This is a genomic window from Rhizobium sp. UGM030330-04 (assembly GCF_003208455.1).
Lineage (GTDB): Bacteria > Pseudomonadota > Alphaproteobacteria > Rhizobiales > Rhizobiaceae > Agrobacterium > Agrobacterium rhizogenes_A.
Window position 1 is genome coordinate 226,452 of the sequence record NZ_QKML01000007.1, and the last position, 14,483, is coordinate 240,934.

The 14,483-nt window shown below is 59.4% G+C and carries 17 protein-coding genes; 7 read left to right on the plus strand and 10 right to left on the minus strand.

What is annotated here, in order from left to right:
* Positions 1-6 precede the first annotated feature (6 nt).
* Positions 7-351 (minus strand): hypothetical protein, encoded by a 345-nt coding sequence (locus tag N434_RS13055; RefSeq protein WP_110758231.1) that lies wholly within the window; start codon positions 349-351, stop codon positions 7-9.
* 231 nt (positions 352-582) lie between these two features.
* Here N434_RS13055 and N434_RS13060 point away from each other — a divergent pair, with 231 nt between their 5' ends.
* Positions 583-1,524: a bifunctional helix-turn-helix transcriptional regulator/GNAT family N-acetyltransferase gene (locus tag N434_RS13060; RefSeq protein ID WP_110758233.1), complete on the plus strand. Its 942-nt coding sequence runs from the start codon at positions 583-585 to the stop codon at positions 1,522-1,524.
* 33 nt (positions 1,525-1,557) lie between these two features.
* On the opposite strand, the gene N434_RS13065 is transcribed toward N434_RS13060, so the two are convergent.
* Positions 1,558-1,995 (minus strand): Lrp/AsnC family transcriptional regulator, encoded by a 438-nt coding sequence (locus tag N434_RS13065; protein WP_046799006.1) that lies wholly within the window; start codon positions 1,993-1,995, stop codon positions 1,558-1,560.
* A 131-nt stretch (positions 1,996-2,126) separates the two neighbouring features.
* Between N434_RS13065 and ocd the strand changes: the two genes are divergently transcribed.
* The 6 genes from ocd to N434_RS13095 all read left to right on the plus strand — a co-directional run bounded on the left by ocd (position 2,127) and on the right by N434_RS13095 (position 7,469).
* Positions 2,127-3,176, plus strand: a complete 1,050-nt coding sequence (ocd, locus tag N434_RS13070; RefSeq protein WP_065117277.1) for an ornithine cyclodeaminase — start codon at positions 2,127-2,129, stop codon at positions 3,174-3,176.
* 8 nt (positions 3,177-3,184) lie between these two features.
* On the plus strand, positions 3,185-4,111 hold the full coding sequence (gene ctlX / locus N434_RS13075) for a citrulline utilization hydrolase CtlX (protein WP_110758236.1): 927 nt from the start codon (positions 3,185-3,187) through the stop codon (positions 4,109-4,111).
* A gap of 404 nt (positions 4,112-4,515) precedes the next feature.
* Entirely contained in the window at positions 4,516-5,292 is a 777-nt protein-coding gene (locus N434_RS13080; RefSeq protein ID WP_110758238.1) for an ABC transporter substrate-binding protein, read from the plus strand.
* 80 nt (positions 5,293-5,372) lie between these two features.
* The gene (locus N434_RS13085; protein ID WP_065117275.1) at positions 5,373-6,020 is read left to right on the plus strand and encodes an amino acid ABC transporter permease; all 648 of its coding nucleotides are present in this window, start codon (positions 5,373-5,375) and stop codon (positions 6,018-6,020) included.
* A 10-nt stretch (positions 6,021-6,030) separates the two neighbouring features.
* The gene (locus N434_RS13090) at positions 6,031-6,684 is read left to right on the plus strand and encodes an amino acid ABC transporter permease (protein WP_110758240.1); all 654 of its coding nucleotides are present in this window, start codon (positions 6,031-6,033) and stop codon (positions 6,682-6,684) included.
* Positions 6,681-7,469, plus strand: a complete 789-nt coding sequence (locus N434_RS13095; protein ID WP_065117273.1) for an amino acid ABC transporter ATP-binding protein — start codon at positions 6,681-6,683, stop codon at positions 7,467-7,469. The genes N434_RS13090 and N434_RS13095 overlap by 4 nt, the downstream gene beginning before the upstream one ends.
* Positions 7,470-7,544: 75 nt before the next feature.
* Here N434_RS13095 and N434_RS13100 read toward each other — a convergent pair whose 3' ends face one another.
* The 8 genes from N434_RS13100 to N434_RS13135 form a co-directional block, all read right to left on the minus strand.
* On the minus strand, positions 7,545-8,576 hold the full coding sequence (locus tag N434_RS13100) for an L-idonate 5-dehydrogenase (protein ID WP_110758243.1): 1,032 nt from the start codon (positions 8,574-8,576) through the stop codon (positions 7,545-7,547).
* Positions 8,577-8,641: 65 nt separating this feature from the next.
* Positions 8,642-9,316, minus strand: coding sequence for a 4-carboxy-4-hydroxy-2-oxoadipate aldolase/oxaloacetate decarboxylase (locus N434_RS13105; protein WP_110758245.1), 675 nt, complete (start codon positions 9,314-9,316; stop codon positions 8,642-8,644).
* Between the two features lie 90 nt (positions 9,317-9,406).
* Entirely contained in the window at positions 9,407-10,243 is an 837-nt protein-coding gene (locus N434_RS13110; protein WP_110758247.1) for an ABC transporter substrate-binding protein, read from the minus strand.
* A 91-nt stretch (positions 10,244-10,334) separates the two neighbouring features.
* Entirely contained in the window at positions 10,335-11,099 is a 765-nt protein-coding gene (locus N434_RS13115) for an amino acid ABC transporter ATP-binding protein (RefSeq protein ID WP_065117269.1), read from the minus strand.
* A complete protein-coding gene (locus N434_RS13120; RefSeq protein WP_065117268.1) occupies positions 11,096-11,857 on the minus strand; it encodes an amino acid ABC transporter permease in 762 nt (253 codons plus the stop codon). Before N434_RS13120 ends, N434_RS13115 begins: the two co-directional genes overlap by 4 nt.
* A complete protein-coding gene (locus N434_RS13125) occupies positions 11,854-12,561 on the minus strand; it encodes an amino acid ABC transporter permease (protein ID WP_110758248.1) in 708 nt (235 codons plus the stop codon). The genes N434_RS13120 and N434_RS13125 overlap by 4 nt, the downstream gene beginning before the upstream one ends.
* Positions 12,558-13,361 carry an SDR family oxidoreductase gene (locus N434_RS13130; RefSeq protein ID WP_065117266.1) on the minus strand — a complete coding sequence of 268 codons (804 nt, stop codon included), beginning with the start codon at positions 13,359-13,361 and terminating at the stop codon, positions 12,558-12,560. The genes N434_RS13125 and N434_RS13130 overlap by 4 nt, the downstream gene beginning before the upstream one ends.
* A gap of 182 nt (positions 13,362-13,543) precedes the next feature.
* Complete coding sequence (locus tag N434_RS13135; protein WP_110758250.1) at positions 13,544-14,479, minus strand: 2-hydroxyacid dehydrogenase; 936 nt, start codon at positions 14,477-14,479, stop codon at positions 13,544-13,546.
* Positions 14,480-14,483: the final 4 nt, after the last annotated feature.

The window sequence follows — 14,483 nt, forward strand, 5'->3', positions numbered from 1 at the left end:
GCAAGGTCAGAGTTTTCCGCTTGAACCGCAGGCCATTTCCGCGGCGTTGAGCCGGTGCTCCTGAAGCGCCAGCCCGATGTTCCAGACAAGCACCAGAGATACCACCACACAAATGCCGCCGGAGATCAGGGAACGGTGGCGCTTTGCACCCGACAGGAACAGCCAGCCGATAATGGCATAGGCTGCAAGCGCCGGTACGGCAGGGATCAGAACCGATATAGGCCCGTCACAATCAACTGCGTCGATGCCAACGGCGCGATACTCATTCGGCGTCGTCACGATGCCAAGGACGGCGACGGGCAACATCGCAGCAAGAATGGCATAACGGAAGAAGCGAGGTGTATCGGGCATGTCGGCTCCATAGCCGGGTAATTAAATATCGCGATGGTCCGAAAACTTCCGCGCAGACTGCTTGAGGATAATCTTTTCTCGATGGCGGTCATTACCCCCAAGCCGTGCCAACGATCCTGAACGGGAGCTTGCCCGATTTCCTGGAGAAATCCAGCATTTTAAAGAAGACCGAACTTGGCAGGTCGCGTCGAGTATGATTATGGTTGCATTATGCAACAATATGGATTCACCATGTCCGAACAGCCTCTCCCCATAGATGACATCCGCTTCACCTCGCGTCGACTTGTCCGGGAACTCGGCTTCATGGGCGGAGATTTCGCAGGCACCGATCTGCCACCTTCCGCCGTTCACGCCCTGATCGAGATCGAGACATGCCCGGGAATTACGGCGCGTGATCTGGGAAAGATTCTGCGGCTTGAAAAATCCAGCGTCAGCCGCATGCTTCGCAAACTCGTTCTGTCAGGAGATATTCTGGAGAAGACGGACGGGCAGGATAACCGTATCAAGCTGCTATTTCTTGCCGACAGGGGACAAAAGCGGGTCGAAGCCATTCACGCCTTCGCCAACCGGCAGGTATCCGGCGCCCTGACACAGCTGACACCGGCGGATGCAAATACCATCCTTGCCGGGCTTCGCCTTTATGCCGATGCGCTGGGAGACCGAAGCGATGCCGCCGCGCCCGCCATCGATATCGTCTCGGGATATCGGCCAGGCATCATCGCCCGCATAACACAGATGCATGCGCTCTATTACGCCCGAACATCCGGCTTCGGCCAGCGTTTCGAATCCGTCGTCGCCGAAGGCCTCGCCTCCTTTTGCAACCGGCTCGAAAGACCGCGAAATGCGATATGGACCGCGATGCGCGGCCACGAGATTGTCGGCTCCGTCGCCATCGATGGCGAAGACCTGGGATCGGACATCGCGCATCTACGCTGGTTCATCGTGGATGACAGCGTGCGCGGCGGCGGTGTCGGACGCAGGCTGCTTGCAGCCGCTCTGGCCTTTGCCGATAAGAACGCCTTTGCCGAAACCCATCTATGGACATTCAACGGCCTTTCGGCCGCCCGGCACCTCTACGAGACACATGGTTTCGCCTGCGTCGAAGAACATCCCGGCAGCCAATGGGGAAGCGAGGTTCTGGAACAGCGCTTTATCAGACGGCTGAAGAGATGATGTGAGCGGCAGTCTTGTCTCGCAAGGCAGCCCCTAAACGCTGCTCAGCAAGAGGCTGGTTTCGCTGTTCGAGACGCCGTCTATCATACGGACCTCCCGCAGCACCCGGTCGAAATCCGAGAGGCTGCCGGCGCGGATATTCGCCACCAGATCCCAGTTACCATTGGTGGTATGGAGCGAGGAAATCTCGGCAATGCCACGCAGCTTGCGGATGACCTGCGTGGTCGATTTTCCCATGACCTCGATCATCATCACCGCGTGGACAGCACGATCATCATAATCCTCGCGCACCCGCACGGTAAAACCAAGCAGCGTGCCGGTTTCCGTCAGCCGGTCCAGCCGGTTCTGCACCGTGCCGCGCGCGACACCCAGCGCATCGGAAAGTTTGGCAAGCGACGCCCGGCCATCGACCCTGAGGTGAGCGATGATTTGCCGGTCGAGTTCATCCGGTATGTATTTTGCGATGCTCATGGGGATTTGACCGAATTGACAATTGGACTGAACATATTGTTCAAAATGACTTCAAAAACAACAAGCTTCTGCGATTTCAGTTGAACAGGCCCGACCGTTATCTTCGCTCTCGCAAGTGAGGAGTTGCCCATATGCCCCTGTCCCCGTCTTCAAAAGCCCTTATCCCTTTCGTCAGCGTCGAGAACATGATGCGGCTGGTGCATCACATCGGCATAGAGCAGATGCTCGTTGAACTCACCGATGCCATCGAGGCGGATTTTCGCCGGTGGCCATGTTTCGACAAGACGCCACGTGTCGCCTCGCATTCACGCGAAGGCGTCATCGAGCTTATGCCGACATCCGACGGGGAAATCTACGGCTTCAAATATGTGAACGGCCACCCGAAAAACATGGCGGAAGGGCTTCAGACGGTCACCGCCTTCGGCCTGCTCGCGGCTGTGTCCACCGGTTACCCCGTGCTTTTGACGGAAATGACCCTGTTGACGGCGCTGCGCACCGCCGCCACCTCGGCAATGGCCGCCCGGCATCTCGCGCCGAAGGGCGTCAAAGTCATGGCGATGATCGGCAACGGAGCCCAGGCGGAATTTCAGGCGCTGGCAATGAAAGCCGTGCTCGGTATCGAGGAGGTACGCCTTTACGACATCGATCCCCGCGCAACGGAAAAAACGGCCGCCAACCTGAAGGAAAGCGGCCTGACGGTGATCCCGTGCAAATCGGCCCAGGCCGCAATCGAAGGGGCGGGTATCATCACCACCTGCACCGCCGACAAGCAATATGCAACCATTCTGACCGACAATATGATCGGCGCCGGCGTGCACATCAACGCCATCGGCGGCGACTGCCCCGGCAAGACGGAGCTGCACCGGGATATCCTGCTGCGCGCCGACACCTTCGTCGAATATCCGCCGCAGACACGCATCGAGGGCGAAATCCAGCAGATGGACCCGGATTATCCGGTAACGGAGCTCTGGAAAGTGGTTCTCGGCGAGGCCGAAGGCCGTCGGGACACACGCCAGATCACCCTGTTCGACAGCGTCGGTTTCGCCATAGAGGATTTTTCCGCCCTGCGTTACGTGCGCGGTAAACTCGAAGGCTCAAGCTTCTATCAGGACATCGACATCATCGCCGATCCCGATGATCCGCGTGATCTCTTCGGCATGCTGCAACGTGCGCGGGCCTGAGGAGCGGGATGATGAAAAGAACCTATTCCGTTCAGGCTCCGGCCGCCGTCGTCATGGTGCGGCCACACCATTTCACGGTCAATACCGAGACCGCCGCCGACAATCGCTTTCAGGCAACACCCGACAGTGGTGAGGACTTCAGCGCCATCGCCCATGCGGAAATCACCCGTGCGGCGCAGACACTCGAAAGCCATGGCGTGACGGTGCATCTCTTTGAAGACGAAGGCACGAAAACACCCGATTCCGTCTTTCCCAACAACTGGTTTTCCACCCATGCCGGCGGCCATGTCGCCATCTATCCGATGAAGGCCGAAAGCCGCAGGCGCGAGCGTCGCCAGGATGTCATCGAGATGTTGAAGAGCCGCTATCGGGTTCAGGACATCATCGATTACTCCGGCCTGGAACCGGACAGTCTTTTTCTAGAGGGCACAGGTGCCATGGTGCTCGATCATATCGACCGGGTCGCCTATGCCGTGCGCTCCGACCGCACCGATCCGATCGCACTCGAGCGCTTCTCGACCCATTTCAATTTCGAGCCGATGGTATTCGATGCCCGTGACGAGGCGGGAGTGCCGGTCTACCACACCAATGTCCTGATGTGCATCGGCACGGATTACGCAATGATCGGCCTCGACATGATCACCGATGAAGGCCGGCGTGCTGAAATCGTCGCCCGGCTTGAGCGCTCAGGGCGACGGGTCATCGCCCTCACCAATGCCCAGATCCGCAATTTCGCCGGCAATGCGCTGGAATTGCAGGGACGGGACGGCCGCATCCTCGCCCTTTCCTCCACTGCCTACGCCTCGCTCACTCAGGCGCAGATCGACACGATCCGCGAAAGCGCCGTTCCGGTGGCGCTCGACATACCGACCGTCGAGAAAGCCGGCGGTTCGGTGCGCTGCACCCTTGCCGGCATTCACCTGACGCCAAGATAACAGAGGTTTGCAATGGAATTTTGAGCGAGTGTCAATTTCGACAAGTCCGCTATACAAATCGCTCAAAATACCGACAGAAAATGCGCTGAAATGCCATTTTTTATAGCCGTTCAATTTCGCTAGACTATTTTCATCGATGCCGCATCGGTCCCTTCACACTGGACCACCAGCGCATCTCTCGTCATCCAAAGGCTTGGGAGGGCCTTCCTCATGAAGACAAAAACAAAGAAATCATTGCTCATGTTCTGACGCCTGTCACGGGAAGGAGCCCCGCGCCGCCCCTATGATCCGCAACGGCAAAAGGGGGTTTCCTCAACAGGCAGTCACCGTTGTTTTCACCTTCGTGCAGCGCGTTCCGCTGTCCGCAGCCAGATAGCTGCACGCTTTTTATACGGAGTTTTCCCATGTCGATCCTCAAGAAAATAGCTTTTGCCGGGCTGGCCGTCGCCGCTCTGGCAGCCGCCTTGCCGGCTTCCGCCGACGATCTGGCCAAGGTCAGGGAACGCGGCACCTTCAGCTTTGCCATGAGCGGCAGCTTTCCGCCCTTCAGCTTCGTCAACGACAAGAACGAAGTTGTCGGCTTCGATGTCGATATCGGCAATGAACTGGCAAAGCGCCTTGGCGTGAAACCGGTTGTGGTGACGACGGCGTGGGACGGCATTATCGCCGGCCTGATTTCCGGCAAATACGATGCAGTCGTAGGGTCCATGACCATCACGCCGGAACGCGAAAAGGCCGTCGCCTTCGCCGGCCCCTATTACCATAGTGGCAGGGCCGTCTTCGTTCCCGAAACATCACCGGCGAAATCGCTCGACGACCTGAAGGACAAGAGCGTCGGCGTCACCCTCGGTGAAGTCAGCGACAAGTGGGCACGCCAGCACAGCGGCTGGACCGTGCGGACATACAAGGCTCTGTCGGAAGCACTGCTCGACCTCCAGGCCGGCCGCATCGACGCCATCGCCGCAGATTCCATTCCCGTTCTCGTGGCCTCGAAAAGCAGCGGTCAGAATGTGCGCGAAATCGCCATTCCAGACGCCGGAAATGGCGACAGCATCGGCATCGCGCTGCGCAAGAACAGTGGCGAACTCAAGGACGCCATCCAGAAGGCGCTGGACGACATGCGCGCCGACGGCACCTACGAAAAGATTTCGATGAAATGGGTCGGTCGCGACATTCGCTGACAGCTGCCCCGACATAAATCATGGAAGGAGGGTCCGCCCGTGGACCTTCCCTTTCCTTTCTCAGTTCGAGAGGAGGCACAATGGGCTTCTCCTTAATGACGCAGGTTTTTCCGTTTTTTCTGGAAGCCGCTCTCGTCACACTTGAAATCACCGCGCTTGCCCTGGCCCTCGGCCTCGTCCTTGCCACGCTGGCGACAGCGGCGCGCCTTGCCCGCTCGAAGCTTCTGCGCTTCGTCGGCGGCGCCTATGTCAGCGTCTTTCGCGGAACGCCCTGCCTGCTGCAGCTTTTCATCCTCTATTTCGGCGGCCCGCAGATCGGTATCGATCTCGACCCTTTCACCGCCGGCGCGATCGGCCTCGGCATCAATGTCGGCGCCTATCTTGCCGAAGCCATGCGCGGCGCAATCCTCACCGTCGACAAGGGACAGACGGAAGCGGCCCGTTCGATCGGTTTCGGCCGTGGGCAGACGATGCGGCTCGTGGTGTTGCCACAGGCCGGCCGGCTGATGATCCGATCCATCGGCGTCAACGCGATCATGCTGCTCAAGGGCTCATCGCTGGTTTCCGCCATCTCGGTCGTGGAACTGACCTATACCGCCCAGCGGTTCATCGGCTCGACCTATCGTCCCTTTGAAATCTTCGCCGTCTCGGCAGCGATCTACATGGTGCTGGTCTATCTGCTTGCCCGCCTGATCGACGCGCTCGATGCCCGTTTTGCGCTGAAATAGGAGGTATTCCATGCTGGATTTCACCATTGTTCCGCCCTTTGCCGCCGCGATCCTCACCGGCGCGCTGTGGACGGTCATCATCGCCGCAAGCGCCGCCGTCATCAGCTTTGCCGGCGGCGTGCTCATCGCGCTCGCCACGCTTTATGCGCCGCGTATCGCGCAATATCCCGTGCGTTTCATCAGCTGGGTGCTGATGGGAACGCCGCTGCTACTGCAGCTCTATTTCATCTATTACGGCCTTTCCCAGATCGGGGTGAACATACCGGCAATATGGACCGGCATCATCGGCCTCGGACTGCATTTCGCCGTCTACAATGCCGATATCATCCGCATCTGCATCCTCGGCATCGATAACGGCCAGACGGAGGGCGCCCGCAGCATCGGTTTCAGCAAGGTGCAGACGCTGCGTTACGTCATCGTGCCGCAGGCCGTGGTGCGCGCGCTGCCGCAGATCGGCAACAACATGATCGCCATGCTGAAGGACACCGCCGTGGTTTCGGTTCTCGGTGTTTCGGAACTGGTTCTCGCCTCCCAGCAGGCGATCAGCGAAACCTATCGTCCCTTCGAATTCTATCTTGTCGCTGCCGCGATCTATTACGCGATCAACGTGGTGCTGGAATTCGCATTGCGCAGGGCAGACAAAAAAATGGAGTTTATCCGATGAGCAATTCCCGGCCGATGGTCCAGCCCGCAATCCAGCCCACTGTGGACGTGCGCAATGTCGCAAAGTCCTATGGCGAGCTCGAAGTTCTGAAGAATATCAATCTTTCCGTCGCAAAGGGCCAGATCGTTGCGATCATCGGGCCGAGCGGCTCCGGCAAAAGCACGCTCTTGCGCTCCATCAACCATCTGGAAACGGTCAATTCCGGAGAAATCTATCTCGAAGGTGTGCAGGTAAACCAGCCGCTCAAGGGCCGGGCTTTCGAACGCCACATCAATGCCGTGCGTCAGGACATGGGCATGGTCTTCCAGCACTTCAACCTGTTCCCGCATCTCAGCGTGCTGGAAAATATCACGCTGGGGCCGATCACGCTCAAAAACATGGCCAAAGGCGCGGCAACGGAGCTTGCCATGTCACTGCTTGCCAAGGTGGGGCTGGATGCCAGGGCGGCGGCCTATCCTTCCATGCTCTCCGGCGGCCAGAAACAGCGGGTTGCTATTGCCCGGGCGCTCGCCATGCGGCCAAAAGTCATGCTGTTCGATGAAGCCACCTCCGCTCTCGACCCGGAACTGGTGGAAGAGGTCAACCAGGTCATGAAACAACTGGCGAGAGAGCACATGACCATGCTGATCGTGACCCATGAAATGCGTTTTGCCGCGGAAGTCGCCGACCGCGTGCTGTTCATGGACAAGGGGCTGGTGGTGGAGGAAGGCCCGCCCTCCGAAATCTTCGTCCGGCCGCAACAGGAGAGGACGCGCAGCTTCCTCAAGACCTATCTCAACAACTGATCGCCAGCAGGACACAAGATCACAAGCGCAGACTGTTGCGCTTGTGATCCGCAGCGTTGACCCCGCCGGAAAAAATCAGAAGACAAGCTGGACCTTCATGGATTTGCTTCTGTCACCCGCAGTTTCGAAGGCTGTGACCGCCTCTTCCAAAGGAAAGGTTCCGGTCAGCAATGGCTTCAGATCAACGCGGCGGTGGTTGATGAAATCGACGGCAAGTCCAAATTCCTCATGGAACCGGAAGGTGCCCTTCATCTCGATTTCCTTGGCCACCACCATGTTCTGCGGAATGGACACATCACCGCCAAGACCGAGCTGAACCACGGTGGAGCGCGGTTTCAGCGCTTCAAGACCCGAACGGACGGCTCTTTCATTTCCGGATGCCTCGAACTGGACGTCGAAATAACCCTTGTTCGCCGAATAGGCGGAGAGCGCATCCGGGTCGCTGGCGACATTGATGACACGGTCGGCGCCGATGGCGAGCGCCTTTTGTAAAACCGCATCCATGACATCGGTTGCGACGATTTCCCGGGCGCCATGGGCGCGGGCGGCGATGATGGCAAGCGCGCCGATCGGCCCGCAGCCGGTGACCAAAACGCGCTTGTCGGTCAATGCGCCGGCGCGGTTGACGCCATGCAGCGTTACCGCGAAAGGTTCGGCCATGGCCGCTTCATGAATGGAGATGCCATCCCGCACCTTGTGGCACTGATACGCCTCGGCAACGAGGCGCTGGCGAAACGCACCCTGAATATGCGGCATCGGCATGGCGGAACCATAAAAGCGCATGTTCAGGCACTGGTTCTGCTGGCCCTTCAGGCAAAATTCGCAATGGTTGCAGGGCCGGCTCGGCGATACGGCAACGCGGTCGCCGACGGCAAGACCGGAGACACCCTCTCCCAGAGCCTTGATGGTGCCGGCGACCTCATGGCCGAGGATCATCGGCTCCCGCACGCGCACGGTGCCGAAGCCGCCGTGATTGTAATAATGCAGGTCGGAGCCGCAGATACCACCCGCCTCGATGGCGACCTCGACCTGTCCGGGGCCGGGCTGCTCGGTCTCCCGTTCTTCGATCCGCAGATCCTTCGCCGCGTGGATGACAACCGCTTTCATAGTCTCTCCTCCCATGAGGGCTTGGCGCGGCGGCTATTGCCGCCAGGCCGTCTCCCTGGATTTTCTCAGATATCGACCACGAGGCCCTTGGCTTTCAGCACAGCCTCGAGCTTGCTGACCTCGATCACCGACTTGCCCTGCTTGTAGGCTTCGATGTAACCGGCCTCGGCATCTTCGCGGGCCTGCGAAAGCTTGGCCGCTTCCTGCGCTTCCTCGCGCCTGACGACCACCAGCCCGTCGGCATCACCGACGATGATATCGCCCGGATTGATGATTTCACCACCGACGATCACCTGATCGTTGACCGCGGCAATGGTCTCCTTGACCGTGCCCTTGATGCAGACGCTGAGCGAGAAGACCGGGAAGCCGAGGTCACGCAGCTGCAGCGTGTCGCGCACGCCAGTGTCGGTCACCAGACCGCCGATGCCTTTTGCGAGGCAGGCATTGGCCAGCACGTCACCGAAGGAACCGGCTTCTTCATATTCGCCGGCGGAAACGACGATGATGTCGCCCGGCTTGGCATAGTTGATGGCAAGCTGCAGCATGATGTTGTCGCGCGGCGCACATTTGACCGTGAAGGCCGGGCCGCAAAGCTTCATGCGATAATCGACCGGCTTCAGCCGCGAAGACAATGCGCCACGGCGCCCCTGCGCCTCATGGATCGTGGCGGGAGAGAATTTGGCAAGGGCGTCGACATCCGCTTGGGTAGGGCGCTGTGCGATATCTTTAATGTGGATCATGAAAACCTCCCACGTTGAAGCTGTCGGCGAGAGCGTCTCGCCGACCGATAGTGTTGAAGAATTGGAAATTGGCCGAGGCTGAGCCGAAGCTCAGGGGATCGGATCGAACTTCAGCTCGGACAGAGGCACGACCTTGTCGGTGCGCGTCATCTTGTATTCGGTGTCCGGGCCAAGCCACTTGTCCCAGATACGATTGATTTCGCCATCCGCATCGAGCTTGCGCAGGATTTCGTTGATCTTCGCGGTCAGCGCCGGATTGTCCTTGGCCATGCCGATGCCGATGGGCTGGAAGAGCATCGGCTCTTCGATCATCCGCATCTGCTTGCCCTTGGTCTTGGATTCATTGACGAACTTGGTCATCGTCATGGTGTTGCCGACAATGCCGCGCGCCTTGCCCTGCTGAACGGCGAGATAGGCGGACGCCGTATCCTGGAACGTCAGCGGCTCGGACTTGTTGAGCTTGACGGAGAGTTCCGATGTCGAGCCCTTGCTGGACGCGATGCGCTGGCCGACAAAATCGGACTTCTTGGTGCCGGGGTCATCGACCGGAACGATCAGCATTTCCTTAGCCAGATAATATGGGTCGCTGAACTGGATCTGTTCGGCGCGGCTCTGGGTATAAGCGAGGTTGGCGACCGAGAGATCAACGCGGCCGAGCTTGACTTCTGGAACGCGCGCCTCGACCGACACCGGCTTGATCTCGGCCTTGACGCCGAGTTCCTTGGCGATGGCCCCGCACAGATCAACGTCGAAGCCGGCCATTTCACGTGTCTTCGGGTCCGGTGAGGCGAAAGGCGGCACGTCGGCGAAAGTGGCGCAACGCAGCGTCTTGTTCGCAATGATCGTGTCGAGCTGGTCGGCCTTGGCCGGAATGACTGCTGCCGAGGTGGCAAGCGCAGCGGTAAGCGTAATTGTCTTCCAGTTCATTTCAGTTCTCCCTGTTATTATAGAGGTTGGGTTGGTAATTCAGTCCAGAGCGGATTTTTGCGAAACCGCTCATATTTGTTGCCAGCTCGCCCTAGTGTCTGAGATCAGCGAGAAAACGCTGGGCACGCGGGTGTTGCGGATTTTTGAAAAACTCGTCCGGTTTGGCGGTTTCGAGAATGCGCCCGGCATCAATGAACCAGATGCGGTCGGCCACTTCACGGGCAAAGCCCATTTCGTGGGTGACGCAGAGCATGGTCATGCCTTCGGCGGCGAGGCTCTTCATGACGGCAAGCACCTCACCGACCATCTCGGGGTCGAGAGCGGAGGTCGGCTCGTCGAACAGCATGACCGGCGGCTCCATGGCAAGCGCCCGCGCAATGGCGACGCGCTGCTGCTGGCCGCCGGAGAGCTGGGCCGGGTAAGAGCTGGCCTTGTCGGCAAGGCCGACGCGATCGAGAAGTTTCAGCGCCTTGTCATGAGCGACGGCCGGAGCAACACCCTTCACCCGGATCGGCGACATGGAGACGTTCTCCACCACCGAAAGATGCGGGAAGAGGTTGAAGCTCTGGAAGACGAAGCCCACCCGGCTGCGCAGCGCATTCAGCTCCTTTGCGCGCATCTGGGCATGGATGTTCCTGCCATCCAGCATGATCGACCCGCTGCTGATCTCTTCCAGACGGTTGATCGTGCGGATGAGGGTGGACTTGCCGGAGCCCGACGGTCCGCAGATGACAACGACTTCGCCACGGGTAACATTTTCGTTGACGTCCTTGAGTACCTGATAATCGCCATAGCTCTTGCAGACCTGCGAAAGCGTGATGGTGTAGTCCTGAGTGGCGGAAACTGGCGCGGTCATAGCTGCTCCGTAACGATATTGGCGGGGGCCGGGGCCGTGTCAGCGGCAAGCTTGCCACGCGGGCCAGCCCGGCGGCGGGCGATACGCCGCTCGAGAAGATTGGCGACATGGGTGAGCGACCAGCAGATGATGTAATAAACCAACGCCAGAATAAGGAAGACCTGGAAGGGCTGGGTCAGGAGCTGGTTGTTCACCTGGTTTGCCGCAAAGGTCAGATCAGGCACATTGATGACGTAGCCAAGGGTCGTATCCTTGATGGTCGACACGAAGGTCGATATCAGGCTCGGGATCATGTTGTAGAGCGCCTGCGGCAGGATGATGTAGCGCATCGCGCCGAAATATCCGTGGCCGAGCGCCCGTGCCGCATCCATCTGCCCCGTGCCCAGCGATACGATGCCGGCTCGGACGACTTCGCTCATGAACGCGCCCTGATAGATGACGAGCGTCGCCAGCATGGTGACGAAGCTCGGCACATCCGCTCCGGTCCAGAGCGGAACGAGAAAATAGCTCCAGAGGATGAGCATCAGCAGCGGCACGCCGCGGGTGAAATACACCACCGCGGTGACCGGCCAGCGCAGGACCCGCCATTTCGACAGCCGCGCCAGTGCCATGAGAATACTGACGGGGAAGGCGAGCGCGATGCTGAGCGCCGACAGGATGAGCGTGTTGGCAAGGCCGCCCAGCGGCCCGTTGGGATATTGGCCGATGAGGAGCAGCAGCCAGTAATCCTGCACGATTGCAATCATATCGTGGATCATGCCCGTGCCCTCCTGAGCGGATCGGCGCGCATGGAGATATAGGCTCCGAGACCCATGATCAGCAGCGAGAAGAACAGATAAAGCACGGTGGCGACCAGATAGACCTCAAACGTCCGGAAACTGAGATTTTCGACTTCCTTGACCGCATGAGTGAGTTCAGGCGCCCCGATCAGAACGCCGAGACTGCTGTTCTTGAACAGCGAGGTGCTGTGGTTGATCAACGGCGGCAGCGCGTTGCGAACGCCCTGCGGCATGATGACGAAACGCATGGCCGAGACATAGCTATGCCCGAGCGCACGTGCGGCCTCCATCTGGCCGGGATTGATGGAGCGAACGCCGGAACGCAGATCCTCACTGAAATAGGCGGCCTGACAGAGGCCGAGGCCGATAATGGCGAAGATCGATTCCGCATTGTGACTGGAAAGCCAGCTGGCCAACCCGCTTGGCAGCAGCGTGAAGACGCCGAAATACCACAGCATCAGTTGCACGAGTGTCGGCACGTTGCGATGATAGGAAACATAAGCCGCCACCAGCGGATCACCGAAGCGGAAGGGTGACAGGCGAATGGCAAGCAGCACGATGGCGAGCGACATGGCCAGCAGCCACGAGCCGGCATAGATGATGAACGTCATCTGGATGCCGTGCAAAAGCATCGAGACGTAGTCCGCATTGCTCAGGATTGCCCAGAGGTCAAAACCGCTCACGCGACTTTTCCTCCGGCTCCGCCCGCCGCCGCCTTATTTTCAGCCGGCCGATTTTCAACCGTCTGGGGCTTGGCCGTCTGCAGCCCGCCCATGACCTGAAGCGTCGGGGTAATTTCCATGTGGCCGATATTCATGGACACGGGTGCGGCGATGGCAAAGGCAATCGCATCGGCGATATCGGATGCCTGCGGCAGCTCGAAACCATCGATGAAACGTTCGCGAATGCTCGGATCGTTACCATGCACATGGTTGAAAATATCGGTTGCGACGCGGCCGGGGCAGATTTCCGTCACCCGCACGCGCTTGCCGAAAGCATCGATGCGCAGCTGGTTTGACAGCATCGCCACGCCGGCCTTGCTGGCATGATAGGTGGAGTTGCCGCCGAAATTGTAATTACCGGCTATGGAGGAGATGTTGATGACGTGGCCGCGATCGCGCGCCACCATGCCCGGCACCACCATGCGGCACAGATGCAGCACGGCGCGCAGGTTGACGTCGATCAGGAGATCGATATCGCTCTCATCCGCTTCCAGAAATTTCTTCGGGCGGTCGACGCCGGCATTGTTCACAAGGACATCGAACGCAACTTCGCTGGTGAGCTTCGCAAGCGCCGGCCGGTCCGTCACGTCAATGGCATGGGCAAAGCAGCCGGTGCGCTTCGCCAGCTGGCTGAGAGCGTCCGCGCTTCTGGCAACCGCATGCACTTCCAGCCCTTCGCGGCAAAGGCGCTCGACAACGGCGGCGCCAATTCCGGAGGATGCGCCGGTCACGAGTGCGGTCTTGTAGTCTGAGAATGGCATGTCTGTCCCCTATCGTTGAGCAAACATTAGTGAAGCTTTCACCGCTTGCCTAAGACCGATTTTTTTTGGAGTAATAAGCAACTTGTATGGATGGTGAATACGGACGCCACTTCCGGCACTGCGCCCGTCCAGCCGGCGAAAAGGAACGCCTCCCCTGCCACCGCCCGAACCGGCAGAAGCGCCTAGACGACCGGTGTCGGCAAATCTTTCCCAGCAAAATGTGCATCCAGATTGGCGAGAACCAGAGCGCCCATTTCCAGCCGCGTCTCATGGGTCGCAGCGCCGATATGCGGCGCGAGAACCACATTGCGCATGCCAAACAACGCCTCGGGAACATGCGGTTCGTTCTCGAAGACATCGAGTGCCGCGCCTTTCAGCCCACCCGCCATGAGAATATCGACCAGCGCCTTTTCATCGACAAGCGACCCCCTGGCGACATTGACGAGAACCCCGTCCGGCCCGAGTGCCTCCAGTACCTCGCGGTTGATGGCGTGTTTCGTCTCCGGCGTTGCCGCCGCCGCGACGATCAGGACGTCGCAGCCACTTGCGAGCGACACGGCCGTGGGATGATACTCATAGGCCACCTCCTGTTGCCGCCGGCTGAAATAGGAAATCTCCGCATTGAACGCCTCAAGCCGCGCCGCGATGGCGCGGCCTATGCGGCCAAGCCCGTAAATACCGTAACGCCGCCGTGAAGCCTTGTTGCCAAGCGGCATCTCGGCTTTTTTCCATTCCCCCGAGCGGACATGGTGATCCGCGCTGACAAGCTGGCGCAGCAGCATGATGGAAAGGCCGATGGCGAGATCGGCGACGTCCTCGGTCAATACATTCGGCGTGTTCGTCACCCTGAAGCCGCGTGCACGGGCCTGCTCGAGATCGACCTTGTCAAAGCCGACACCGTTGATGGCGACAATTTCGAGAGCGGGCAGACAGGCGGCGAGTTCAGGAGCAAGGCCGATATGACCGCCCGTGACAACGGCCTTTATCGACGCCGCCTCCGCCTGCAGAAATGCCTGTTTGTCAGATATTTCGTGCCAGCGATGGACCCGGAAGCGCTTTTGCAGTTCGGCTTCTATCTGTGGCTGAAGCGGATAGGTTTGCAGAAGATCGGGCTTCATGCGC

Coding starts and splice junctions, on each gene's coding strand:
- N434_RS13055 (WP_110758231.1), bottom strand. CDS start 351: ATGCCCGATACACCTCGCTTCTTCCGTTATGCCATTCTTGCTGCGATG.
- N434_RS13060 (WP_110758233.1), top strand. CDS start 583: ATGTCCGAACAGCCTCTCCCCATAGATGACATCCGCTTCACCTCGCGT.
- N434_RS13065 (WP_046799006.1), bottom strand. CDS start 1,995: ATGAGCATCGCAAAATACATACCGGATGAACTCGACCGGCAAATCATC.
- ocd (WP_065117277.1), top strand. CDS start 2,127: ATGCCCCTGTCCCCGTCTTCAAAAGCCCTTATCCCTTTCGTCAGCGTC.
- ctlX (WP_110758236.1), top strand. CDS start 3,185: ATGATGAAAAGAACCTATTCCGTTCAGGCTCCGGCCGCCGTCGTCATG.
- N434_RS13080 (WP_110758238.1), top strand. CDS start 4,516: ATGTCGATCCTCAAGAAAATAGCTTTTGCCGGGCTGGCCGTCGCCGCT.
- N434_RS13085 (WP_065117275.1), top strand. CDS start 5,373: ATGGGCTTCTCCTTAATGACGCAGGTTTTTCCGTTTTTTCTGGAAGCC.
- N434_RS13090 (WP_110758240.1), top strand. CDS start 6,031: ATGCTGGATTTCACCATTGTTCCGCCCTTTGCCGCCGCGATCCTCACC.
- N434_RS13095 (WP_065117273.1), top strand. CDS start 6,681: ATGAGCAATTCCCGGCCGATGGTCCAGCCCGCAATCCAGCCCACTGTG.
- N434_RS13100 (WP_110758243.1), bottom strand. CDS start 8,576: ATGAAAGCGGTTGTCATCCACGCGGCGAAGGATCTGCGGATCGAAGAA.
- N434_RS13105 (WP_110758245.1), bottom strand. CDS start 9,316: ATGATCCACATTAAAGATATCGCACAGCGCCCTACCCAAGCGGATGTC.
- N434_RS13110 (WP_110758247.1), bottom strand. CDS start 10,243: ATGAACTGGAAGACAATTACGCTTACCGCTGCGCTTGCCACCTCGGCA.
- N434_RS13115 (WP_065117269.1), bottom strand. CDS start 11,099: ATGACCGCGCCAGTTTCCGCCACTCAGGACTACACCATCACGCTTTCG.
- N434_RS13120 (WP_065117268.1), bottom strand. CDS start 11,857: ATGATCCACGATATGATTGCAATCGTGCAGGATTACTGGCTGCTGCTC.
- N434_RS13130 (WP_065117266.1), bottom strand. CDS start 13,361: ATGCCATTCTCAGACTACAAGACCGCACTCGTGACCGGCGCATCCTCC.
- N434_RS13135 (WP_110758250.1), bottom strand. CDS start 14,479: ATGAAGCCCGATCTTCTGCAAACCTATCCGCTTCAGCCACAGATAGAA.